This is a genomic window from Micromonospora sp. CNZ285 (assembly GCF_004637285.1).
Window position 1 is genome coordinate 4,788,606 of record NZ_SPQD01000001.1, and the last position, 22,533, is coordinate 4,811,138.

The window sequence follows — 22,533 nt, forward strand, 5'->3', positions numbered from 1 at the left end:
CCCGGGGCGGGGTGACGCGGGCGTCGGCGGATCGTGCCTGGTCAGGGCGCCTGGGAGGCGACCACCACCGCGTCCGGCGGGGTGTCCGGCACGGTACGCGCGGCGAGCCGGCGCACCGCGGTGTTCAGGACGGCGATCAGCGGCACCGCGACCAGCGCGCCGGCGATGCCGGCGAGCACCACACCGGCGGCGATGCCGATGATCACGGCGAGCGGGTGGATGGCCACCGCGCGGCCCATGATCAGCGGCTGGAGCACGTGGCCCTCGACCTGCTGCACGCCGATCACCGCGCCCAGGATGATCAGGGCGGTCACCGGGCCGCTGTCGACCAGCGCCACCAGCACGGCCACCACGCCGGACAGGAACGCGCCGACGATCGGGATGAACGCGCCCAGGAAGACCAGCGCGGCCAGCGGGAACGCGAACGGGATGTCGAACAGCACCAGGAAGATGCCGATGCCGACCGCGTCGATGAAGGCCACCAGCACCGTGGCCCGCACGTACGCGCCAAGCGTCGCCCAGGACGCGCGACCGGCGTCGTCGACCTTCCAGCGGGCGGCCACCGGCAGCAGCCGGACCAGGAACCGCCAGATGTTGTTGCCGTCGCGCAGGAAGAAGAACGTGGCGAACATGACCAGGACGGTGCCGGTGAGCACCTCGGCGAGCGTGGCGGCGGTGCTTATCGCACCGCTGGTGAACCGCTCGGTGTTGCCGTTGATCCAGTTCTGCGCCTCGTCGATGTAGCGGTTGAGCTGGCTGTCGGACAGATGCAGCGGGCCGGTCTTGAACCAGTCCTGGATCTGCCGGACGCCCTCGGAGGACTTCTGGCTCAGCTCCGGCACGCCCTTGATGAACTCGTTGACCACGAGCGTGAGCGTGCCGACGACGGCGGCCAGGCCGCCGACGAGCACCACTGCGGTCGCCAGCGAGCGGGGCAGCCGGGCCCGGAGCAGCCAGCCGACAGCCGGGGCGAGCAGCGCGGAGAGCAGCAGCGCGACGGTCAGCGGGATGATCACGATGCTGATGGTGCCGACGATCTTGAGCAGAGCCCAGGTGACGATGCCGATCACGATCAGACGCCAGCACCACGCGGCGGCGATGCGCAGCGCGTGCGGCACCTCGGTGTCGTCCCGGCTCACAGTCGAGGAGTGCAACGCCGCCGGCGGCTCGACGCCCACCACCGTCGCCTCCGGCGAGGCGGCCGGCCCCGGTGAGGCGGGAGAGGCCACGCCCCCGTCCGCCGCCTCCGCGGCTTCTGCTCGCCGGGTCCGGGCCGCATCCCGGCCCGACTCGTACGCACGGCGGAGCCGTCCGCGCATCCGCTCCATGCGGCTCAAGCGCACCTCCGGCAAATCGGCCCCACCGGGTCACAGGGGGCACAGGATACGTCCGTACGCCCCACCCTAGGGCGACTCGGCCACACATTGCCCGCCCGGCGCTCTCACCAACCACGCCGGAATCGACGGACGGCCACGCGGTAGCGTCTTCGCGTGACCGCCGACCAGAGTCTCGACGCCGGGCTGCCGATCCGCCTGCTGCACGACCGCGTGCTGGTGCGTACCGAGGGTGCGGAGGGGGAACGCCGCTCCACCGCCGGCATCGTGATCCCCGCGACGGCAGCCGTGGGCAAGCGGCTGGCCTGGGCCACCGCGGTCGGCGTCGGGCCGAACGTCCGCGCGATAGTGGCCGGTGACCGGGTGCTGTTCGACCCGGACGACCGCTCCGAGGTCGAGCTACACGGACGGGCGTACGTGCTGCTGCGCGAGCGGGACGTGCACGCCGTGGCGGCCGAGCGGGTGGAAAGCACCGCCGCCGGCTCCACCGGTCTCTACCTGTAGTCGCGCACCGGCACCGGTAGCTCTGCGGCGGCGCCGTTTGCGGCGCTGCCCGGCGGGAAGCCCAGGCACCTCAGCGCGCCCTGGGGAGGGACACCATGCCGGTAGTGATCAAGAAGATCCTCGCCTGGGGATTCCTCGCGTTCCTGATCTACTTCATGGCGTTCCGGCCGGACGGTGCGGCGCAGGTGTTCAAGGGCATCGGGGCCGCGCTGATGGCCATCGCCCAGGGGCTCGGCGACTTCCTGACCGGCCTGATGAGCTGACCGAGCCCGCACGAGCCGCGCCGGCGTCAGCGTCCGGGGTGCCAGGGCGCGCCCGGGTCGTGCCAGCCGCCCGGTCCGTGCCCGGCACCCGGACCGCCGTGCCAGCCGCCCGGACCGTGACCACCAGGGCCGTAGCCGCTCGGGCCGTACCCGCCCTGGGGGAAGGCGGGCGGCGGGGCCAGCACCACCGGGATCGGCACCACCGGGTCGTCCGGCGCCTCCACCGGGCGCTGCGAACCGTCCGGGAACCGCAGGTGGTAACGCTGACCGTCCCAGACCCCGATCGGCGCCTGCGGGTCACGACCGACGAAGAACGACCGGTACGCGGTGATCGCGTCCAGCAGCTCCCGTTCCTCCCGTGCCGTCCGCTCCCGCTCGGCGGGCTTGTGATCGAGTCCCCGGCGCATCCCGTCGCGCAGCAGCGCCAGCCGGGTCGCGGCGAACTGGTAGCCGCGCATCGCGCGTACCCCGCCCTCACCGGCGACCCGCCGGGCCCAGGTACGCGCCGCGTGCCGCCGGCCCAGGCTCCCCAGCGCCGCCACCTCGGGCGGAGTGAGCCAGCCCGCGCGGACGTAGTCGGGCAGCGTGCGCTCGGTGAGCCGGCCCTCCCAGGCGCGCAGCCAGATCGCCAGCCCCACCATCGCGAAGAAGATCGGCATCATCAGGCCGATGAAGCCGTAGAGCGCGATCACCGGCTGCCCGATGGCCTGGGCCAGCGACGGCAGCAGGTTCCAGGTGCCGTGCAGGATCATCGCCACGAGCAGCCCGGCGAGCGGCGCGAGCACCCGTACCCGGCGGTCGGCGGTACGCGCCGCGATACCGAGGCCGACGCCGGTCATCGAGGTGAACAGCGGGTGGGCGAAGCCGAACAGCAGGATCCGGCCGATGAACAGCGCGATCACCAGCTGCGTGCCGGTGGCCGGGCCGTACTGCTCCACGCCGGTGCGGTAGCCGTACCCGCCCAGGTAGAGGATGTTCTCCACCATGGCGAAGCCGACCGCGGAGAGCCCGCAGTAGACCAGGCCGTCGGTGATCCCGGAGAACTCGCGGCGCCGGAAGATCAGCAGCAGGAGCGGGCCGGCCGCCTTGGTCAGCTCCTCGATGAACGGGGCGACGAGCACCGCGGTGAGCGCGGCGGGCAGCCCCAGGTCGTCGAAGATCTGCGCGCCGGTCTGGTTGACCTTCAGCGAGATGGCGGTGGAGACGAAGGCGCCCCAGGCGAAGCAGAAGACCAGGTAGGGCAGCGGCTCGGGCTCGTAGCGGTCGAGCCACAGCAGGCACGCGACCAGCACCGGCACCGGCAGGACCGCCGCGACGGCACCCACCAGGAGCGCCTCCGCGCCCAGGCTCTCACTCAGCTCGTAGACCATGTAGAGCGCGCCGGCCGCGATCAGCAGCACCACCCCGGCCAGCACCATCGCCCGTCGCCAGCCGAACCGGCGCGACGGCATCCCGGGCGTCGGCGCACCCGCGGGCGGGGCGGCGGGCGCGTGCGGTGGCGGCGGTGCTGCGCCGGGCGGGGTGTCGGCCATGCGGTCAGCGTAGTCACCCGCGACCCACTGGTCCGGTCGCATCGTCACGGCTATGCTCCCGAACAGGTCACGAGCGCCAGCGTCAAGCCCCGGCTTGCTGGCCGGCAACCCTCGTCGAGGTTCGCGGTGGGGTGCCCCGGGTGATGACCGGGCCCGGTGCCGTTCCGCGTGCCGGGCAAGCGCGGACCCCGTCCCGGCACGCCTGGGGTCCCTGTGACCCGGAGGCTCCGGCATGACCGTCACCCTCGTACCCTCGCTGCCCGTGCTGCCCGCGCCGGCCCGGCCCGACCCGCTCGGCGTGCTCGGCGTACCGGGGGAGATCAACCTGGACCACGCCGCCAGCGCGCCGTGCGCGCGGGCCGCGGCCGATGCGGTGGCCGGGCTTCTTCCCTGGTACGCGAGTGTGCACCGGGGCGCCGGCGCGCTGTCGCGGCGCTGCACGCTGGCCTACGAACGGGCCCGGCAGACGGTAGGCGACTTCCTCGGCGCCCGCCCCGACGACCACGTGATCTTCACCCGGAACACCACAGACGCGCTGAACCTGCTGGCCCGGGCGCTGCCCGCCGGCACCACCGTGATCACGTTCGGCGGCGAGCACCACGCCAACCTGCTGCCCTGGCCGCGCGGCTCGGTACGGCTGCCGGTGCCGGACAGCCCGGCCGGCGCGGTCCGGTCCCTCGCGGCGGCGCTCGGCGAACTCGCCCGCGATGCCCGGCCCGGCCTGCCGGTGCTGGTGGCGGTCACCGGCGCTGGCAACGTCACCGGCGAGTGCCTGCCGGTCGCCGAACTGGCCCGGGTGGCGCACCGGTACGGCGCCCGCATCCTGGTCGACGCCGCGCAGCTCGCCCCGCACGCCCCGGTCGACCTGACCGCGCTGGACGTGGACTACGTGGCAGTGTCCGGGCACAAGCTGTACGCCCCGTTCGGCGCGGGCGTGCTCGCCGGGCGGGCGGACTGGCTGGACGCGGCCCCGCCGTACCTCGCCGGAGGCGGCGCCACCAGCCACGTCGGCGCGGCGACGCACGAGGTGCGCTGGACGACCGGCCCGGCCCGGCACGAGGCCGGCACCCCGAACCTGCTCGGCGCGGTGGCGCTCGCCGCGGTCTGCGAGGCGCTCGGCGCGGCCGACCGGGACGCGCTGCACGCCCGGGAACAGGCGCTGCTGGCGCGGCTGCGTACCGGCCTGGCCGCGCTGCCGGACGTGGTGGAGCTGCGCATGTTCTCCCCCGAAGCGCCCCGGGTGGGCATCGTCAGCTTCGTGGTCGCCGGACGGGACTCCGCCGAGGTGGCCGCCCACCTGGCGAGCCGGCACCGGATCGGGGTACGCGACGGCCTGTTCTGCGCCCACCCGCTGACCCGGCGCCTGCTGGCCGAGGCCGCCGCCCGTACCGGCCGCACCGACCTGCCCCCGACAGCCCTGCGCGCCAGCCTCGGCCTGGGCACCACGCCGAGCGAGGTAGACACCCTCCTAACGGCCCTGACCCACCTCCCCTAGCCCTCTCCCCCTCCCCCCCTCCAGATCTTGGTACGGACCCGCCCTTGTGGGGCGGGCCCGTACCAAGATCCCCCCGCCTCGTCGATCATGATGTTGACCGGCCCGGAAAGCGCTTTCCCGGCAGCCAACCTCATGATCACCACCGGACGGGTAGCCGGCGAGCCCGCCCCCGCGCGCAGCCTCACCCCCGCCCGGACCACACGCACGGCGGCCGGGCGGGGTCAGCCGACGGGTGGGGCTGTGGGTGGGTGGGCGGCGGGGTTCCGGGCTGCGGGTTCGCCCTGGCGGTTCTCGCCGAACGCCTGCCGCACCAGCCGGTTCGCCTCCTCCTGGTCGATTCCGGAGGCCACCATCAGGTCGCTCGCCGTGGTACGCACCTGCGCGATCACCACGCTGCCGGAGAAGCCGACCCCCTCGGCGTACGCCCGGCCGGCCTCGCTCACCGCGCGCAGCGACCGTTCGCGGGCCTCCTGGGGTTCCTGTCCGGCGGCGAACTCCTGGCGGAGGAGGCGTACCGACTCGGCCAGGTGACCTATCGCGTCCGGCATCGGGTCGGGGGCCGGTTCGTCGTCCTCGATCATGGTGACGGCGCGGCGGATCAGCGTGCCGGTGTTGCGCATGGCCCGGTCGATCGGGTCGGCCGCCTCCGCGTAGTGGGTCAGCTCGCTGCGCCGGTGCCAGCGGGCCGGGGACAGCGTGCTGGTCTCCTTGGCACCCTCGATCGCCTCGGAGAGGGCGGCCAGCTCCTCCTTGTTCTCCCGCAGCCGGAACAGCGCCTGCTGGGCCGCGTCCCGGTCCCGGCTGCGCACCGCGTCGGCGCAGGCGTCGAGCTGGCCGGCGAGCAGGTCCAGCGCGGGCCGGGCGGCCCGGTTGATCACCCGTAGCGGGTTGAGCGGCAGCAGGATGGCGGTGACCAGCAGCGCGATGCCGCCGCCGAGCAACGCGTCGATGAACCGGGGGAACTCCAGGTTCTCGGTGGACGGGCTGAGCGTCACGATCAGCACCGCGGTGGCCGCGGCCTGGATCACGATGGCGACACTCGCCCCGGCGAAGATGCTCAGCAGGATCGCCGAGGTCACCACGAGCGCGAGCTGCCAGGCGCCGGTGCCGACGAAGTAGATGAGCGCGTCGCCGACGAGCACGCCGACGGCCACCCCGGCGATCAGCTCGACCGTACGCCGGAACCGCTGCCCCACCGAGGCGGCGAGCGTGCCGACGGCGGAGATCGGGGCGAAGACCGGCTGCGGGTTCTTCAGCAGCCGGTGCGAGATCAGATAGGCCAGGCCGGCCGCGAGGCCGGCCTGCACGGCGAGGCCGAACGCGGTACGGACCCGGTGCAGCCGGTCGTGCAGCGTCGCCTTGCCCCGGTGCCGCAACTCCTCCATCGCGGAGGCGATCCGCTGCCCGTCCCGGTCCGCCAGCCCTTCGCGCAGCTTGCCACGACGCAGGAACTGCAGTCGTCCGTCCCGGGCCATGGCCGGTACTACCCGTACCGCTCCGGCTGAATCCCTCCGACCGGGCCGGAGTGGGGCAGACTGCACCCGATGGACGACCTGACGGCACGGTGGCGGGACACGGCACGGGCGGCGGGCGCGACCGATCCGGCGGCTGTCGACAGGGCCGGTGCCCGGCTGCTGGCGGGCTGGCGGGAGCCGCACCGGCGCTACCACGACGAGGCGCACCTGCGGGCGGTGCTCGACGTGGTCGACGCGTACGCCGGTCTGGCCCGCGACGCGGACCTGGTCCGGCTGGCGGCGTGGTGCCACGACGCGGTCTACGACCCGCGCGCGGCGGGCGACGCCAACGAGCGGGCCAGCGCCGACCTGGCCGGGGAACTGCTGGCCGCCGCCGGGCTCCCGGCCGCGACGGCGACCGGGGTACGCCGCCTGGTGCTGCTCACCGCCGGTCACGTGGTCGGGCCGGACGACCCGGACGGCGCGCTGCTGTGCGACGCGGACCTGGCGGTGCTCGCCGCCCCGCCGGAGCGCTACGACAGGTATGCCGCGGCGATCCGCGCCGAGTACGCGCACGTGCCCGATCCGGACTTCCGGGCCGGCCGGGCGGCGGTGCTGCGGCACCTGCTCGCCCTGCCGGCGCTGTACCGCCTACCCGAGCCGCACGCCCGCTGGGAGGACCGGGCCCGGGCCAACCTGTCCCGGGAGCTGGCCGCGCTCACCTGAGACGCGGTGCTTCGGGCGGCGCAGACCGGCGTCCCGCAGCAGGCGGACGATCTCCCGCGACGGCACGACCGTGGCGCCGAGCCAGACCGCCGCCCGGAACCGCTCGGCGGGCACGTCGTAGTGGTCGCGGTCGAAGCCGCGCCGGGGCGCGCCGAGCATCTCGGCGAACGCGTGCAGCTCGGCGTAGGAGACGTCGCTGATCAGGTGCGACCAGAGCCGGCCGCGCCAGGGCACGGCGGGCGGGTCCAGGTAGAGCACGGCAACAGACGGTACGCCGGTAGCCTTCCCGGCATGGCCGCCCATCCCCTCCTCGACGACCTGCGGGCCGCGCTCGGTGACGCCGCCGTGCTGACCGACCCGGATCTGCTGGCCGGGCACGAGCGCGACGAGGCCGACCTGTGCGACTCGGGCACCCCGCTGGCGGTGGTGCGTCCCCGCGACACCGACGAGGTGGTGGCGGTCATCCGCGCGGCCGGGCGGCACGGCGTACCCGTGGTGCCGCAGGGTGCGCGGACCGGGCTGGCCGGCGCGGCGAACGCGGTCGACGGCGCGGTGGTGGTGAGCACTGTGGCGATGGACGCGGTGCGGGAGATCGACCCGGTCGGCCGGATCGCCGTGGTGCAGCCGGGCGTGGTGAACGCGGCGCTGGCCCGCGCGGTACGGGAGCAGGGCCTCTGGTATCCGCCGGACCCCGGCTCGTGGGAGTCGTCCACCATCGGCGGCAACGTGGCGACGAACGCCGGCGGCATGTGCTGCGTGAAGTACGGCGTGACCAGCGAGTACGTGCTGGGCCTGGAGGTGGTGCTCGCCTCCGGCGAGGTGCTGCGCACCGGGCGGCGTACCGCCAAGGGGGTCGCCGGGTACGACCTGACCCGCCTGTTCGTGGGCTCGGAGGGCACGCTCGGCGTGATCACCGAGGTGACTGTGGCGCTGCGTCCGGCCCCGGAGGAGTCACTGACCCTGGTCGCGGTCTTCCCCACCGTGGCGACCGCCGGTGGCGCGGTCGCCGGGATCGCCGAGCGCGGGCTCACGCCGAGCCTGCTGGAACTGCTGGACCGGACGCATCTGCGGGCGATCGAGGCGTACCGGCCGATGGGTCTGCGCACCGATGCCGAGGCGCTGCTGCTCGCGGCGGTGGACACCGGCACGCGGGCCGCCGACGACCTGGCCCGGCTCGCCGAGGTGTGCACGGCGGCGGGCGCCGACGAGGTCTACGCGGCCACCGACGCGACCGAGGCGGCGGCCCTGCTCCAGGCGCGGCGGCTGGCCCACCCGGCGATGGAGCGGTTCGCCGCCGAGACGTTCCCGGGCGGCAACGGCGGCCTGGTCATCGACGACGTGGCGGTGCCGCGCGGCCGGCTGGCGGAGCTGCTCGACGGGGTGGCCCGGATCGCCGAGGCGTGCCGGGTGCCGATCGGGGTGGTCGGTCACGCCGGCGACGGCAACATGCACCCGAACATCGTGGTCGACCGGGCCGATCCGGCGAGCCTGGCCCGGGGACGGCAGGCCTTCGACGAGATCATGCGGCTGGGGCTGGACCTGGGCGGCACCTGCACCGGGGAGCACGGCGTCGGGCTGCTCAAGCGGGACTGGCTGGCCCGCGAGGTCGGCCCGGTGGGCGTACGCGTGCACCAGGCGATCAAGGCGGCGCTGGACCCGGCCGGGCTGCTCAACCCCGGCAAGGTGTTCTAGCCCTTGTCCTCCGCGGGCGTGGCCTGGGTGACGAGCAGCAGCACGTCGTAGGCCACCTTCGGCTTGGGCTCGCCCGGGCAGTCCTGGATGGTGACCGTCAGGTCCGGCGGCACGAGCAGCGTCGAGGTCAGCACGCCGATGCAGCCCTGCTTGTAGCTGCGGGCCTGGTCGGTCTCCTTCGCGATCGCCGGGTCGGCGAGCATCCGCTGGAGCCGCGTGGTCTGCTCCGGGCTCAGCGTGCCGGTGGCGTCCACGCCGTCACCGGCGCAGTCGCGGCACTGCCAGCGGCCGGACGGGTCCACCTCCAGGTTGCGGACCGGGCCGTCGCCGAGCCGCTGCACCAGGGAGACGCGTCTGCCCTCCGGTGTCGGGCTGGCCGTGCCCGCCGCCCCGGGTGTGGTGGCGCCTTCCGCCCGGCCGAAGGAGCAGCCGGTCAGAGCCAGCAGCACGACGACGGACAGGGCGGGGACGCGCGACCAGGAGGGGCGAACCACGCCGGGAAACCTACACTTCCGTAGGTAGCGCGCACCAGCGGCCGAGCGCCCGGGGCGGGATCCCCTACCTGGGGGAGGCCGGAAGTTCAACGCCCGGGCCGTCGGTGCCCCGGTCTGCCGCGAATCCGCGTACGTCGGGCGCGCCGAGGCGGGCCGCGTCGGCCGCGATGTCGTCCGGCATGAGCTGCGACTCCCGCTCGGCCAGCACCCGCGCCCGGTAGTGGGCGACCTCCCGGTCCCGGGTCGCCGCGTCCCAGCCGAGCACCGCACCCATCAGCTCCGCGGCGTGCTCCGCCGACTCCAGGCCGCGGTGGCTGGTCTCGATCGAGATCCGGGTACGCCGGGTGAGCACGTCCTCCAGGTGCAACGCGCCCTCGGCGCGGGCGGCGTACGTCACCTCGGCGGCCAGGTATTCCGGCGCGCCCGCCAGCGGCGAGCCGAGCAGCGGATCGGCGTCGACCAGGGCGAGCAGTTCCAGGGTGAGGGTGCCGTAGCGCTCCAGCAGGTGCTCGACCACGCCGACCGCCACCCCGTGCCGGCGGGCCAGGTCGGCCCGGTCCCGCCACATGGCCGCGTACCCGTCGGCGCCGAGCAGCGGCAGGTCGGCGGTACGCGAGGGGCGGGTCCGGCCGAGCCGGTGCATCGCGCGGTCGACCACGTCGGAGGCCATCACCCGGTAGGTGGTGTATTTCCCGCCGGCGACCAGCAGCAGGCCGAGCATCGGCTCCACCACGGCGTGCTCGCGGGACAGCTTGGAGGTGGAGTCCGCCTCGCCGGCCAGCAGCGGGCGCAGCCCGGCGTAGACGCCCTCGATGTCGGCGGTGGTCAGCGGCCGGTCCAGCACCATGTTGACCTGCGACAGCAGGTAGTCGATGTCGCTCGCGGTCGCGGCCGGGTGGGACCTGTCGAGTTGCCAGTCCGTGTCGGTGGTGCCGATGATCCAGTGCCCGCCCCAGGGGATCACGAACAGCACGCTCGTCGCGGTACGCAGGATCAGGCCGGTCTCGCCGACGATCGCCGAGCGGGGCACCACGAGGTGCACCCCCTTGGAGGCCCGGACCCGCAGCTTCGGGCGCAGCCCGACGTCGTTGAGCATCCGCGACATGTCGTCGCTCCACACGCCGGTGGCGGCGATCACGGTGCGGGCGCGTACCTCGAACTCGGCGTCCGGCGAACCGGCGGGCGCCTCCAGGTCGCGGACCCGCACGCCGGTAACCTCCCGGGCCTGCCGGGTCAGGCCGACCGCGCGGGCGCTCGTCACCACAGTCGCGCCGAGGCTCGCCGCGGTGCGCGCCAGCGTCACCACCAGGCGGGCGTCGTCGACCTGGCCGTCGTAGTAGCGGATCGCGCCGGCCAGCTTGTCCGGCCGGAGGCTGGGGAAGATCCGGCGGGTGCCCTCGCGGGTGAGGTGCCGGTGCAGCGGCATGCCGCGCCCGCCGCCGAACACGCCGGCGAACGCGTCGTACGCGGCCACGCCGAGGCCGTAGTAGGAGCGGCGGAAGAACCGCCGGGGCAGGTCACGGGCGCCGCCCTCGGCGGGCAGCGGCACCAGGATCGGCACCGGCCTCACCAGGTGCGGCGCGAGCCGGGTGGCGAGCAGGCCGCGCTCGGTCAGCGCCTCGTGGACCAGGTGGAACTCCAGCTGCTCCAGGTAGCGCAGGCCGCCGTGGATCAGCTTGCTGGACCGGCTGGACGTGCCGGCGGCGTAGTCGCGCGCCTCCACCAGGGCCACTTTCAGCCCTCGGGACGCGGCGTCGAGCGCGGCGCCCGCTCCGGTCACGCCACCGCCGATGACCAGCACGTCGAACCGCTCGGCCCGGAGCCGGCGCAGGTCGTCGGCGCGGCGCTCGGCGGACAGCCGGCCGGCCGTGGATCGGGACACACTCGGGTCACGCACCAGTCAACGGTAACCGTCCCGGGCGCGCGGCGACACGGCCCGGCCGTACCGTGATGACCATGCTGACCGGTCCGCCGCTCGCCCCCGTACCGCCGCCGCCACCGCGCGAGACCGGTCCGTGGCCGGTCGTCGCGGCGGTGGCGACCGGGGTGTGGATCGTGCTGGTCACCGTGCCGGGCCAGGTCACCGGCTGGCTGGTCGACCAGGTGGCGCTGGTCATCGGCGCGGACCGGCCGGTGGCGGCCTGGCCGGTGGTGGCGGTGGCCACGGTGCTGCTGGCGGGCGCCCCGGCGCTGGCGCTGGCGCTCGCGCCCCGCTCCCCCGCGCTGCGGGCGACCGGCCGGGCCTGGACCGCCGCCGTGGTGGCGCTCGGCGCGACCACGCTGCTGCGGACGGTGCCGCCGGTGCACCACGAGGCGTACCTGGCCGCGCTCGCGGTGACCGCCGCGGTGCTCGCGCTCGTCGCCGTCCGCCTCGCCCGCGTCCGGCCACCGGTGGTGGTGGACGCGACCCCGGAGGGCCGGTTCGGGTCGGTGTCGCTGCTGGCGATCGCGGCCGGGCTGGCCGTACTCCTGCCGTGGGCCTGGGTGGGCGCGCTCGGCGGAGCGCTGGAGACGTTGCTGGCCGGCCTGGCCGCCGCCGCGCTGGGCGCGCTCGCCGGGGCGCTGCTCGGCGCCGGCTTCTGGGCCGCGTTCGGGCCCGGTCCGGTCCGGCTGGTGCTCGTCGGCGGCCTGGTCGCGGGTGTCGCGCTGACGCCGCTCGCGGCCGGCGCCGGGCAGACGGGCGTGCAACTGCCGGCGCTGCTCCTGCTGCCGCCGCTCGGGTTCGTGCTGGCCGCGCTGGAGGCGGCGGCCCGCCACGCGGGCCGTCCGGCCGGGCCCGCGCCGGTGCGCCGGCTGGTCGGGCTCGCCCTGCTGGGGCCGCTGGCGTTCACCGACCCGGAGGAGATCAGCCTCCTGCTCTCCGCCACCCGCGACATGCCGTTCTGGGTCGCGGTGGGCACCGGCGTGGCGTTCGCCGTCGCGGTCCTGCTCGCAGTCGGGTACGGCGTGCTGCTCGCCCGGCCCCGCGCCCGCGCGCCCCGGCGCGGTCCGGCCGCGCTGACCGCCGCCGCGCTGCTCGCCGCCGTCGCCGTGGTGTACGTGGTCCCCGGCCAGCCGGGACTGTACGGCGAGCGGCTGCTCGTGGTGCTGCGCGAGCAGGCCGACCTGACCGGCCTGCCGGCCGGGACGCCGGGCCGGCCCGGACGGGACGCCCGGGCGACCGAGGTCTACCGGCGGCTGGTGGCGACAGCCGACCGCACGCAGGGCGACCTGCGCCGCACGCTCACCCGGATGCGGCTGAACCCGACGCCGTACTACCTGGTCAACGCGATCGAGACGGACGGCGGGCCGGCGGTGCGGGCCTGGTTGTCGAGTCGTCCCGAGGTGGCCCGGGTGCTGGTGAGCCAGCGCCTGCGCCCGCTGCCCGCGCTCGCCCCGCAGGCGCGCGGCGACGCCCCGGTGCCGACCGGCCCGGCCTGGAACATCTCGCTGATCGGCGCGGACCGGGTCTGGTCGGACCTGGGCGTCACCGGGTCCGGCGTGGTGGTCGGCAGCTCCGACTCCGGGGTGGACGGCCGGCACCCGGCACTCGCGGGCGGCTTCCGGGGCGGCGACGACTCCTGGTACGACCCGTGGGAGGGCCGCCGCGCCCCGGCCGACCGGGGCGGCCACGGCACCCACACGCTGGGCAGCGCGGTGGGCCGGGACGGGATCGGCGTCGCGCCCGGCGCGAGCTGGGTCGGCTGCGTCAACCTGGACCGGAACATGGGCAGCCCGGCCCGCTACCTCGACTGTCTCCAGTTCATGCTGGCCCCGTTCCCGCCGGGCGGGAACCCGCTGACCGACGGCCGTCCCTCCCGCGCCCCGGACGTGCTCACCAACTCGTGGGGCTGCCCGCCGGTGGAGGGGTGCGACCCGGGGGCGCTGCGACCGGCGACCGCCGCGCTGACCGCGGCCGGCATCCTGGTGGTGGCAGCGGCCGGGAACACCGGCCCGTCGTGCGGCTCGATCGCGGACCCGCCCGCGCCGTACCCGGACGTGCTGACCGTCGGCGCGGTGGACCGGCAGCGCCGCGTCACCGAGTTCTCCAGCCGGGGCCCGGCACCGGACGGCCGGGCCAAGCCGGACCTGGTCGCCCCCGGCGCCGATGTGGTCTCGGCGATGCCGGGCGGCGGGTACGCGGCCCTGGACGGCACCTCGATGGCGACGCCGCAGATCGCCGGCGTGGTGGCGCTGATGTGGTCGGCGAACCCGGCGCTGCTCGGGGACCTGGAACGGACCCGGGCGATCCTGCGCGACACCGCGCAGCCGGTCGCGTCGCCCGCCGGCACGTGCGGCGGACCGCAGGACGTCTCCGGCGCCGGGCTCGTCGACGCGTACGCGGCGGTGCGCGCGGCCCGCACCGCGACCACCGGTTAACAACCCTGTCCATTGGCCTGCCGATGCCCTACTGTCGGCGTCCATGGACGTGGAGATCATCGAGCTGGGCCGGGACCGGCTGCCCGAGGTGGTCGAGCTGTGCCGGCTGTCGTTCGACCTGCCGGAGGACGCGGCCGAGGCGTCAGCGGTGGTGGTCACCGTGGCGGAGCGGGCCGAGGCCGACCGCCCGGTGCTGCGCCTCGGCGCGGTACGCGACGGCGCGCTGGTCGGCGTACTCGTCGGGTCGCTGTCGGCGGCCGATCCGCGCCTCGGCCACGTCGACCTGGTCGCCGTCGCGCCCAGGGAGCGCCGCCAGGGCGTGGGCGGGGCGCTGCTGACCGAGGCGGAGAGCCGGCTCGGCGCGCTCGGCGCGGCCGAGGTTCTGCTCGCCGGCAACCCGCCGCACTACGCCTGGCCGGGCATCGACGTGCGCTACACCCCGGCGGTCTGCGCCGCGCAGCGGCTCGGCTACCGGCAGGACCGTACCGCCTGGAACATGACCGCCGACCTGACCGAGGGGTCGGCGGCGCTGCGTCCCACCGAAGCCGCCGAGCAGCGGCTGGCCGGGCGGGGCGTGACGGTACGCCGGGCCGGCTCCGACGACCTGCCGGCGCTCGCCGCGTTCGCCAGGTCCACGTTCGGCGGCACCTGGGACGGTGAGCTGACCGGTTCGGTGGGGCGGCCGGACGCGGGTGTGCACCTGGCCGAGCGGGACGGCGAGATCCTCGGGTTCGCCGCGTACGGGTCGGCGCGGCCGACCTGGTTCGGGCCGATGGGCACCGCACCGGCGGCGGAGGGCTCCGGGATCGGCGGCGTGCTGCTGCGCCGCTGCCTGCGTGACCAGGCGGCGGCCGGGATCACCGCGGCGCAGATCGGCTGGGTGGGGCCGGTGCCGTTCTACTCGAACGCGGCGGGCGCCCGGATCGAGCGGGTGTTCTTCCTCTACCGGAAAGCCGCCAAAAGGGCATAGACGTCAATAGCGCCATTCGGCCTCCTTCGCCATCGACCGGGCTCTACGGTCGGAGCAGAGGAGGCGGTGCATGACCACGAATGACGAACGGGCCGAGGACCCGGCGGCGAGCCGGCGCCCGTCCGACGAGCTTCCCGGCCGGCGCCCGTCCGACGAGCTCCCCGGCCAGCTTCCGTTCGACCGGCTCGACGTCGGCGACGCCGAACAGCTCGCCGAGCTGACCGGCGGCGACGGGCCACCGGTGGAGGAGTCACGGCAGCCGGTGGACGAGCCGAGGCGACTGCCGCCGCCGTACGACAGGGCGCACAAGCGGCGCAATCAGCGCCCGCTGCCCACCTGAGCCGGGTACGCGGAAAGGGGGCGGACCGCTGACGCGGCCCGCCCCCTTCGGCGTACTGGTTGGAGCTGGACTCAGAAGTCCATCTCCCCGCCACCCGGGCCGGCCGGGGCGGCCGGGGTCTTCTCCGGCTTGTCCGCGACGACGGCCTCGGTGGTGAGGAACAGCGCCGCGATCGAAGCGGCGTTCTGCAGCGCGGAACGCGTCACCTTGGCCGGGTCGATGATGCCCGCGGCCAGCAGGTCCACGTACTCGCCGGTCGCGGCGTTGAGGCCGTGACCCGGGTCGAGGTTGCGAACCCGCTCGACGACGACGCCACCCTCCATGCCGGCGTTGACGGCGATCTGCCGCAGCGGGGCGTCCAGCGCGACCTTGACGATCTGCGCGCCGGTGGCCTCGTCGCCGGCCAGGTCCAGCTTGTCGAAGGCGGTCTTGCCGGCCTGCACCAGCGCGACGCCACCACCCGGGACGATGCCCTCCTCGACGGCGGCCTTCGCGTTGCGGACGGCGTCCTCGATGCGGTGCTTGCGCTCCTTCAGCTCGACCTCGGTGGCCGCGCCGACCTTGATCACCGCAACACCGCCGGCCAGCTTGGCCAGACGCTCCTGCAGCTTCTCCCGGTCGTAGTCGGAGTCGCTCTTGTCGATCTCGGCCCGGATCTGGTTCACCCGGCCCTGGATCTGCTCGGCGTCGCCGGCACCGTCGACGATGGTGGTCTCGTCCTTGGTCACCACGACCTTGCGGGCGCGGCCCAGCATCTCGAGGCCGGTGGCGTCCAGCTTCAGGCCGACCTCCTCGCTGATGACCTGGCCACCGGTGAGGATGGCGATGTCGGTCAGCATGGCCTTGCGGCGGTCACCGAAGCCCGGCGCCTTGACGGCGACCGACTTGAAGGTGCCACGGACCTTGTTGACCACCAGGGTGGCCAGGGCCTCGCCCTCCAGGTCCTCGGCGATGATCAGCAGCGGCTTGCCCGACTGCATGACCTTCTCCAGGATCGGGAGCAGGTCCTTCACCGACGAGATCTTGCTGTTGACGATCAGGATGTACGGGTCGTCGAAGACGGCCTCCATACGCTCCGGGTCGGTCATGAAGTAGGCGGAGATGTAGCCCTTGTCGAAGCGCATGCCCTCGGTGAGCTCGAGCTCCAGGCCGAAGGTGTTGCTCTCCTCGACGGTGATGACACCTTCCTTGCCCACCTTGTCCATCGCCTCGGCGATGATCTCGCCGACGCTGGGGTCGGCGGCGGAGATGGAGGCGGTGGAGGCGATCTGCTCCTTGGTCTCCACGTCCTTGGCGAGCTTGAGCAGCTCCTCCGAGACGCTGGCCACGGCCGCCTCGATGCCCCGCTTCAGGGCCATCGGGTTGGCGCCGGCGGCCACGTTGCGCAGACCCTCACGGACCAGGGCCTGGGCCAGGACGGTCGCCGTCGTCGTGCCGTCACCGGCGACGTCGTCGGTCTTCTTCGCGACCTCCTTGACCAGCTCGGCGCCGATCTTCTCGTACGGGTCCTCGAGCTCGATCTCCTTGGCGATGCTCACACCATCGTTGGTGATGGTGGGGGCACCCCACTTCTTCTCGAGCACGACGTTGCGGCCCTTGGGGCCGAGGGTCACCTTCACGGCGTCGGCGAGCTGGTTCATGCCCCGCTCGAGGCCGCGGCGCGCCTCTTCGTCGAACGCGATCATCTTGGCCATACGGCGTTGTCCTCCTGGACACTCACGGGCCACCCGGGATGCCCGGATGGGCCGTCTGGTGTACGCACCTTGGGGACGTCGCCACCTGGCGACGACGACGTCTCCTCGGTCGGGCCGGACAGCCCGCGACGACCGGCCTCGTACCGCTCCGGCACCCCTTCGGACACCGGTGCGACCGTGGCCCTACCGCCCCGACCTTCTGGCACTCACCGTACGCGAGTGCCAATGACTTGTTTAGCACTCTCCCTAGCCGAGTGCAAGCACGACAGCCCCGCTCAGCCGAGTTCCGCCGCCAGCCGGGCCGCGTTCACCGGGCCTTCGTGAGCCCGCTGTTCGGCGTACGTGACGACCAGCCCGACCTGCTGCGCCAGGTAGGCCGGGGCGGCGAGCAGGGCACCGAACACGGCGAGCACCACGGCGCCGATCGCGGTGCCGACCGCGTTCATCGGCGTGACGCCGAACGCCGCCCCGCTGATCCCGCCCACCACGGCGTCGAGCACCGTCGCCGCGAAGAGCACCGCGATCACCAGCGCGACCCGGCCCAGCACCATGCCGAACCGGCTGTGGAACATCCGCCACGCCCGCCCGATCGGCTCCCGCCGCTCGAACAGGTAGACCGGGCCGAACAGGGCCAGCGCGAACGCGGCGTAGAGGCCGGGCAGCAGGCAGAAGCAACTCCCGAGCACGACCAGCAGCGAGACCAGGAGCGTCCAGCCCCACAGTCCGAGGGCGCGGCGCAGCCCGTACCGGAAGGCGGCGCCGAGTTCGGCCGGCTCGCCGGCCGCCTGGCGGGTGACCACCCAGGTGCCAGCGGCCCAGCCCATCGCCTGGAGCAGGCCGAAGATCAACCCGGCGGACAGGAGCACGCCGTAGAAGGCGAACATCTGCCCCCAGAAACCGGCCGGCAGCACCGGCGCGCCGTCCGGCGCGGTCGCCAGCTCGCCCTCGGGGCTGAAGACGAGCGTGAGGACGCTGATCACCGAAGCCGGGAGCACCTGGGTCAGCAGCACGATCGGCAGCAGTTGCCGCCAGCCGCGCCGCAGCGCGCCGGTGCAGCGGGCGAACCAGGGACCGATGCCCGCGTGCGGCGGGTTGACGAGCGGATCCTGCGGGTCGAGGCCGGGGAACCAGCCGGCGTACGCACCGGGACCGGCCTGCATCGGGTACGCGGCCCCGGGCACCGGGTATGCCGCGCCGGGCATCGGATGGCCCGGGTACGCGGGAGGGCCCCAGCCCGTGGGCGGCGTGCCGGGCGGCGCGTTCCAGCCGTGCGGCGGGGTGCTCGGGGCGCTCCAGCCTTCCGGCGACGTGCCCGGGGCGCTCCAGCCCTGCGGGGTGTGACCGGGGGGGACGTCGCCCGGGGCGGACCAGCTGGATGAGGCGTCACCCGGCGCGGTCCAGCCGGGCGGGGTGCCCCAGGCGGGTTGGCCGGCCGGGTTCGGGGCGCCGGGCTGCGGGCTGCCGTACTCCGGAACGATCGGGGCGTGGCCGGTCTGGCCGGCCCACGGGTCGGCGCCGGGCGGGCCGGAGGCGGGTGTGGGTCCGCCGGTGGTCCCCGACGGTGCCGGCGCGGCGGCCGGCGGTGGGGGCGCGGTCGGGTCGGCCGGAGGGCCGGACGACGCCGGCGGCACCGGATCGGTGGAGCCCGACGGGGGCAGATCGGACATGGGCCCTCCTCAGCGACTACGGCTGGAACGGCTCATGATCTTCCATGGTGGTCGGCCGCGACGCAGCCCCGGTCCGGCGTCCGGTCGCGGGAGCACCGCCCGCCGCAGGTCAGGCGATGACGCGGACCCGCTCGGCCTGCGGACCCTTCTGCCCCTGCGCGATCTCGAACTCGACCCGCTGGCCGTCGTCGAGCGCCTTGTAGCCGTCCATCTCGATCGCGGAGAAGTGGACGAAGACGTCCTGCCCGCCGTCGACGGCGATGAAGCCGTAGCCCTTTTCGGCGTTGAACCACTTCACGGTGCCCTGTGCCACGGTGCACTTCCTCACTCTGCGCGGCGTTCCAAGACCCGGAAACCGGCGGACCGGCACCGGCGGCGCACCGGTTCGGCGATCGGTAACGCTGAATTCGGTGACCGAAATCGCACGCTACACGAGGCGTGACGACGGCGCACGACCACAAATCGGGCATATTCCGGGCGTGGAACAGCCCGGTCGCACACGCGCGCCGGGCCGTCCGGTATGCATGCGGCATGACCAGCGCGACCGCCACGACCACCGTCCGCCGGGTCCGGCCGACCGACGCCGCCCGGATGCGGGCGCTCCGGCTGGAGATGCTGGCCGACTCCCCGCTGGCGTTCCTGGAGACGGTGGCCGAGGCGGCCGCCCGGCCGCACGCGGAGTTCGCGGCCCGGGTCGCGGCCGTCTCCCGGGGCGACCACACCGCGCAGTTCGTGGCCGACCCGGGCGGCCGTCTGGTCGGCCATGCCGGTGGCATCGCCGCGCCGGACGAGCCGGGCCTGACGCTCGTCTACGCGGTCTACGTGACCCCGGCCCGGCGGGGCACCGGCCTGCTGGCGGCGCTCGTGGACGAGGTGGCGGCCTGGTCCCGCGCCTGCGGGCGGCCCGAGCTGATGATGGAGGTGGTGGTCGGCAACGACCGCGCCTACCGGGCCTATCAGAAGCTGGGCTTCGTGGACACCGGGGTACGGGTGCCGCACCCCCGGATCACCGGCCTGTACGAACTCCAGATGCGCCGCCCGGCCTGAGAACGCCCGCCGGGTGCGTCGGTCGTCACCGCGACGACCGACCGCACCCGAAGGCGGTGACTCAGGCGTGGCGGCGGCTCTGGACGATGCGGAACCGGTTTGCCACGTACGCGCCGTCGGTCAGCGCCGAGTTGGCCGCGGCGTTCGCGCCGGAGCCGTGGAAGTCGGAGAACGCGGCCGACTGGTTGACGAAGACCCCGCCGGTCAGGTTGCAGGACAGGTGCACCCCGGCGTCGACCGCCGCCGCCTCGGCCGCGTCCAGCACCGCCTCGTCAGTGGAGTAGACGCCCGCTGTGAGCGCGCCCTTCTCCCCCACCGTCTCGCGCAGGATGCGCAGGCTGTGCTCGGTCGAGTCGGTGGCGATGGCGAACGAGATCGGCCCGAACCACTCCCGCGAGTAGGTCGCGGTGTCGGACGCGTCGAGCTTCACCACGGTCGGCGTACGCACCACCGCGCCGGGGAAGGACGGGTGCTCGACGGTGCGCGACTCCAGCACCGGCTCGCCGACCTTGGTGACCTCCTCCAGCCGCTCCAGCACACCGTCGTTGACGATCGCGCCGGTCAGCTCGACGCCCCGGGCCGGGTCGGCGGTCAGCTTGGCGACCGCGCCGGCGATCCCGGCCGCCACCTCGTCGAAGCTCTTGTGCCCCTGGTCGGTGGAGATGCCGTCGCGCGGGATCAGCAGGTTCTGCGAGGTGGTGCACATCTGGCCGCTGTACAGCGTCAGCGTGAAGCCGAGGTTGCGGCAGAGCCCGGCGAAGTCGTCGGTGGAGTCGATCACCACCGTGTTCAGGCCGGCCTTCTCGGTGTAGACGGCGGCCTGCCGGGCGTTCGCCTCCAGCCAGTCGCCGTACTCGGTGGAGCCGGTGAAGTCGACGATCTTCACGGCCGGGTGCAGCGCCAGCGTGGTGGCGAGCTTCTCCCCGTCGGTCTCGGGGGCGAGCTGCACCAGGTTCGGGTCGAAGCCGGCCTCGGCGAGCACCTGGCGGGCGTACTTGACGGTGATCGCCAGCGGCAGGACCGCCCGCGGGTGCGGCTTCACCACGACCGGGTTGCCGGTGGCGAGCGAGGCGAACAGCCCGGGGTACGAGTTCCAGGTCGGGAACGTGTTGCAGCCGATGACCAGCGCGACCCCGCGCGGCACCACGTGGAACGTCTTCGTCATCCGCAGCGGGTCGCCCTTGCCGGCGGCCTTCTCCCAGCCCGCGGTGCCCGGGTGGCGGGTCATCTCGGCGTACGCGTAGGCGATCGCCTCCAGCGCCCGGTCCAGCGCGTGCGCGCCACCGGCCTGGAACGCCATCACGAACGCCTGGCCGCTGGTGAACTGCACCGCGTTCGCCAGCTCGAACACGTTGCGGTGCAGCCGGTCCAGGATCTCCAGGCAGACACCGGCACGGGCCTGCGGGCCGGCGTCGCGCCAGGCGGGCAGCGCGGCGCTCGCGGCGGACACCAGCTGGTCGGCGCTCGCGTGCGGGTAGCGCACGTCCAGCGGCACCCCGAACGGGCTGGCCTCGGTGGCCACTGTGGTGCCGTCACCGGCCTGGTCGAGCGGGAAGTCGCCGCCCAGGTACGCCTCGAAGGCGGCCTTGCCGTCGGCGGCGGCGGTCTCGCCGTACACCCGTGGGCTGGGCGACTCGGGGTAGGCCGACCAGTACCCGCGCTCCGCGATGGCGGTCAGCGCCCGGTCGAGGGTCTCGCGGTGCCTGTCGTACAGGGGGTGCGGGGTCTCCGTCATGCCCGCCATCATGCAACAGGAAGGCACCAGATCAGTAGGGGCGTGTCACAACTCAGATCGTCAACTGCCAGTCGACGGAACCGGCGGCGGGACGGAAGCCGAGCTGTTCGTTGATCGCGATCATGTGCCGGTTAGCCGCCGCGTTCCAGGTGTCGACGGCCCGCAACGCCGGTTCGTGCGCCAGCGCGTACGCCAGGTTCTCCGCCTTGCAGAGCAGGCCGAGCCGGTGGCCGCGGTGATCGGGGTCGACCAGGGTGATCTGCTGCCAGGCGTGGTCGGTGCTGCTCGCGTCCAGGCTGAGCTGGGTCCAGCCGACCAGGCGACCGGTCACCTCGTGCACCGCGCCGGTGTTGTACCGGCGTACGCCCCGGGCATCAAGCGCCCGTTCCGCGTCCCGCACCCGCGCCGCGTCCATCCGCTCCGGTTCCCAGTCCAGCTCGCCCATCGGCGCGTCGAGCAACAGCCGGCCTTCCAGGTAGGCGGCGTCCGCGACGTACTCGTCGGGCGCGTGCTCGCGCCACCGCACCAGCCGGTAGCCGGTGGCTGCGGCGCGCGCTTCGGCCAGCAGCGCGGCGAGCCGGTCACGGTCGAGCCCGGTCACGTCGAGCCGGCGGCGGACGTCGGCCAGTGCCGGCTTGGCGCCCAGGGCGGCGGCGAACGCGGCGCCGGGGAAGACCCGGTCCTCCTCGCCGGGCAGCGCGGCGGCGGTCGAGCCGACCAGGCGTTTGCCGCCGTGCTCGCGGAGCAGCCGGACGCCGTGCTCGTGCAACGCGCGTCCGATGCCGCGCCGCCGGTACGCCGGGTCGACGGTCAGCTCGACGCTCGCGTTCTCGGTGTTCTCGATCGTGTGCAGGTGCAGCCGGAGCCAGCCGACCGGCAGCCCGTCCAGGCGGGCGACGAGCCAGCGTCCCTCGATGCCGGGCATCGGGTGCGACAGCAGGGCCTCGAAGCGGCGGCGGCAGGTCGGCGGAAGGTCCGGCTCGTCGACGGCCTGGGCGGCGCAGGCGATCCGGTACACCGCGTCGAGCGTCTGCCGGTCGGTGGGATCCAGCGGCGTCACGGTGAGCGTCATGCCACCGAGCGTGCGCCGGACACAGCGAAGGGGCCAGCGGTTTTCCGCCGGCCCCTTCGAACGTTGGTCGGGAGGGACGTCCGCACAACGCCTCCGGCGTTGGGTCGCAAGAACTTGAAAAGTCTCCGGCGGATGCCCTCCCGCACGAAGCATCT

20 protein-coding genes and 1 riboswitch are annotated in these 22,533 nt (G+C 74.3%); of the genes, 9 read left to right on the plus strand and 11 right to left on the minus strand.

The genetic code is table 11. The features are described 5' to 3' along the window. Nucleotides 1–41: 41 nt before the first annotated feature. Nucleotides 42–1,328, minus strand: a complete 1,287-nt coding sequence (locus tag CLT75_RS21835) for an AI-2E family transporter (RefSeq protein WP_135244087.1) — start codon at nt 1,326–1,328, stop codon at nt 42–44. Nucleotides 1,329–1,490: 162 nt separating this feature from the next. On the opposite strand from CLT75_RS21835, the gene CLT75_RS21840 reads away from it, so the two are divergent. Together CLT75_RS21840 and CLT75_RS32725 are read left to right on the plus strand one after the other, a co-directional pair. Further along, nucleotides 1,491–1,838 (plus strand): GroES family chaperonin, encoded by a 348-nt coding sequence (locus CLT75_RS21840; protein ID WP_013288840.1) that lies wholly within the window; start codon nt 1,491–1,493, stop codon nt 1,836–1,838. 95 nt (nt 1,839–1,933) lie between these two features. Further along, complete coding sequence (locus CLT75_RS32725; protein ID WP_167796936.1) at nt 1,934–2,101, plus strand: hypothetical protein; 168 nt, start codon at nt 1,934–1,936, stop codon at nt 2,099–2,101. A 26-nt stretch (nt 2,102–2,127) separates the two neighbouring features. Here the strand turns inward: CLT75_RS32725 and CLT75_RS21845 are convergent, their stop codons facing one another. Then, a complete protein-coding gene (locus CLT75_RS21845) occupies nt 2,128–3,675 on the minus strand; it encodes a PrsW family glutamic-type intramembrane protease (RefSeq protein WP_209310477.1) in 1,548 nt (515 codons plus the stop codon). 23 nt (nt 3,676–3,698) lie between these two features. Next, a riboswitch (SAM riboswitch) is annotated at nt 3,699–3,821 on the plus strand. A 44-nt stretch (nt 3,822–3,865) separates the two neighbouring features. On the opposite strand from CLT75_RS21845, the gene CLT75_RS21850 reads away from it, so the two are divergent. Next, entirely contained in the window at nt 3,866–5,128 is a 1,263-nt protein-coding gene (locus CLT75_RS21850) for an aminotransferase class V-fold PLP-dependent enzyme (RefSeq protein ID WP_135242241.1), read from the plus strand. Between the two features lie 221 nt (nt 5,129–5,349). Here the strand turns inward: CLT75_RS21850 and CLT75_RS21855 are convergent, their stop codons facing one another. Continuing rightward, nucleotides 5,350–6,603, minus strand: coding sequence for an FUSC family protein (locus CLT75_RS21855; RefSeq protein WP_135242242.1), 1,254 nt, complete (start codon nt 6,601–6,603; stop codon nt 5,350–5,352). A gap of 69 nt (nt 6,604–6,672) precedes the next feature. Here CLT75_RS21855 and CLT75_RS21860 point away from each other — a divergent pair, with 69 nt between their 5' ends. Further along, the gene (locus CLT75_RS21860; protein ID WP_135242243.1) at nt 6,673–7,308 is read left to right on the plus strand and encodes an HD domain-containing protein; all 636 of its coding nucleotides are present in this window, start codon (nt 6,673–6,675) and stop codon (nt 7,306–7,308) included. Here CLT75_RS21860 and CLT75_RS21865 read toward each other — a convergent pair. Beyond that, nucleotides 7,234–7,566 (minus strand): DUF4031 domain-containing protein, encoded by a 333-nt coding sequence (locus CLT75_RS21865; RefSeq protein WP_013475092.1) that lies wholly within the window; start codon nt 7,564–7,566, stop codon nt 7,234–7,236. The genes CLT75_RS21860 and CLT75_RS21865 overlap by 75 nt on opposite strands. A gap of 33 nt (nt 7,567–7,599) precedes the next feature. Here CLT75_RS21865 and CLT75_RS21870 point away from each other — a divergent pair, with 33 nt between their 5' ends. Further along, the gene (locus CLT75_RS21870) at nt 7,600–9,000 is read left to right on the plus strand and encodes an FAD-linked oxidase C-terminal domain-containing protein (RefSeq protein WP_135242244.1); all 1,401 of its coding nucleotides are present in this window, start codon (nt 7,600–7,602) and stop codon (nt 8,998–9,000) included. On the opposite strand, the gene CLT75_RS21875 is transcribed toward CLT75_RS21870, so the two are convergent. Both CLT75_RS21875 and CLT75_RS21880 read right to left on the minus strand, forming a co-directional pair. Then, nucleotides 8,997–9,494: a hypothetical protein gene (locus CLT75_RS21875; RefSeq protein ID WP_135242245.1), complete on the minus strand. Its 498-nt coding sequence runs from the start codon at nt 9,492–9,494 to the stop codon at nt 8,997–8,999. The two genes, CLT75_RS21870 and CLT75_RS21875, sit on opposite strands and share 4 nt — an antisense overlap. A gap of 64 nt (nt 9,495–9,558) precedes the next feature. Then, nucleotides 9,559–11,376, minus strand: a complete 1,818-nt coding sequence (locus CLT75_RS21880) for a glycerol-3-phosphate dehydrogenase/oxidase (protein WP_135244089.1) — start codon at nt 11,374–11,376, stop codon at nt 9,559–9,561. Between the two features lie 68 nt (nt 11,377–11,444). Here CLT75_RS21880 and CLT75_RS21885 point away from each other — a divergent pair, with 68 nt between their 5' ends. The 3 genes from CLT75_RS21885 (at nt 11,445) to CLT75_RS21895 (ending at nt 15,163) form a co-directional block, all read left to right on the plus strand. Next, on the plus strand, nt 11,445–13,853 hold the full coding sequence (locus CLT75_RS21885; protein WP_135242246.1) for a S8 family serine peptidase: 2,409 nt from the start codon (nt 11,445–11,447) through the stop codon (nt 13,851–13,853). A 43-nt stretch (nt 13,854–13,896) separates the two neighbouring features. Further along, nucleotides 13,897–14,823, plus strand: coding sequence for a GNAT family N-acetyltransferase (locus tag CLT75_RS21890; protein ID WP_135242247.1), 927 nt, complete (start codon nt 13,897–13,899; stop codon nt 14,821–14,823). A gap of 70 nt (nt 14,824–14,893) precedes the next feature. Further along, on the plus strand, nt 14,894–15,163 hold the full coding sequence (locus CLT75_RS21895) for a hypothetical protein (RefSeq protein WP_135242248.1): 270 nt from the start codon (nt 14,894–14,896) through the stop codon (nt 15,161–15,163). A 71-nt stretch (nt 15,164–15,234) separates the two neighbouring features. Here CLT75_RS21895 and groL read toward each other — a convergent pair whose 3' ends face one another. The 3 genes from groL to CLT75_RS21910 all read right to left on the minus strand — a co-directional run bounded on the left by groL (nt 15,235) and on the right by CLT75_RS21910 (nt 18,837). Beyond that, nucleotides 15,235–16,857 (minus strand): chaperonin GroEL, encoded by a 1,623-nt coding sequence (gene groL / locus CLT75_RS21900; protein WP_030502773.1) that lies wholly within the window; start codon nt 16,855–16,857, stop codon nt 15,235–15,237. Nucleotides 16,858–17,132: 275 nt separating this feature from the next. Then, entirely contained in the window at nt 17,133–18,524 is a 1,392-nt protein-coding gene (locus tag CLT75_RS21905; RefSeq protein WP_135242249.1) for a hypothetical protein, read from the minus strand. Nucleotides 18,525–18,633: 109 nt separating this feature from the next. After that, a complete protein-coding gene (locus tag CLT75_RS21910) occupies nt 18,634–18,837 on the minus strand; it encodes a cold-shock protein (protein WP_013288855.1) in 204 nt (67 codons plus the stop codon). A 218-nt stretch (nt 18,838–19,055) separates the two neighbouring features. On the opposite strand from CLT75_RS21910, the gene CLT75_RS21915 reads away from it, so the two are divergent. Further along, the gene (locus tag CLT75_RS21915) at nt 19,056–19,571 is read left to right on the plus strand and encodes a GNAT family N-acetyltransferase (RefSeq protein ID WP_135242250.1); all 516 of its coding nucleotides are present in this window, start codon (nt 19,056–19,058) and stop codon (nt 19,569–19,571) included. Nucleotides 19,572–19,632: 61 nt separating this feature from the next. Here the strand turns inward: CLT75_RS21915 and paaN are convergent, their stop codons facing one another. After that, on the minus strand, nt 19,633–21,306 hold the full coding sequence (gene paaN, locus CLT75_RS21920) for a phenylacetic acid degradation protein PaaN (RefSeq protein WP_209310365.1): 1,674 nt from the start codon (nt 21,304–21,306) through the stop codon (nt 19,633–19,635). Nucleotides 21,307–21,358: 52 nt separating this feature from the next. Further along, nucleotides 21,359–22,378, minus strand: coding sequence for a GNAT family N-acetyltransferase (locus CLT75_RS21925; RefSeq protein ID WP_135242252.1), 1,020 nt, complete (start codon nt 22,376–22,378; stop codon nt 21,359–21,361). Nucleotides 22,379–22,533 lie beyond the last annotated feature (155 nt).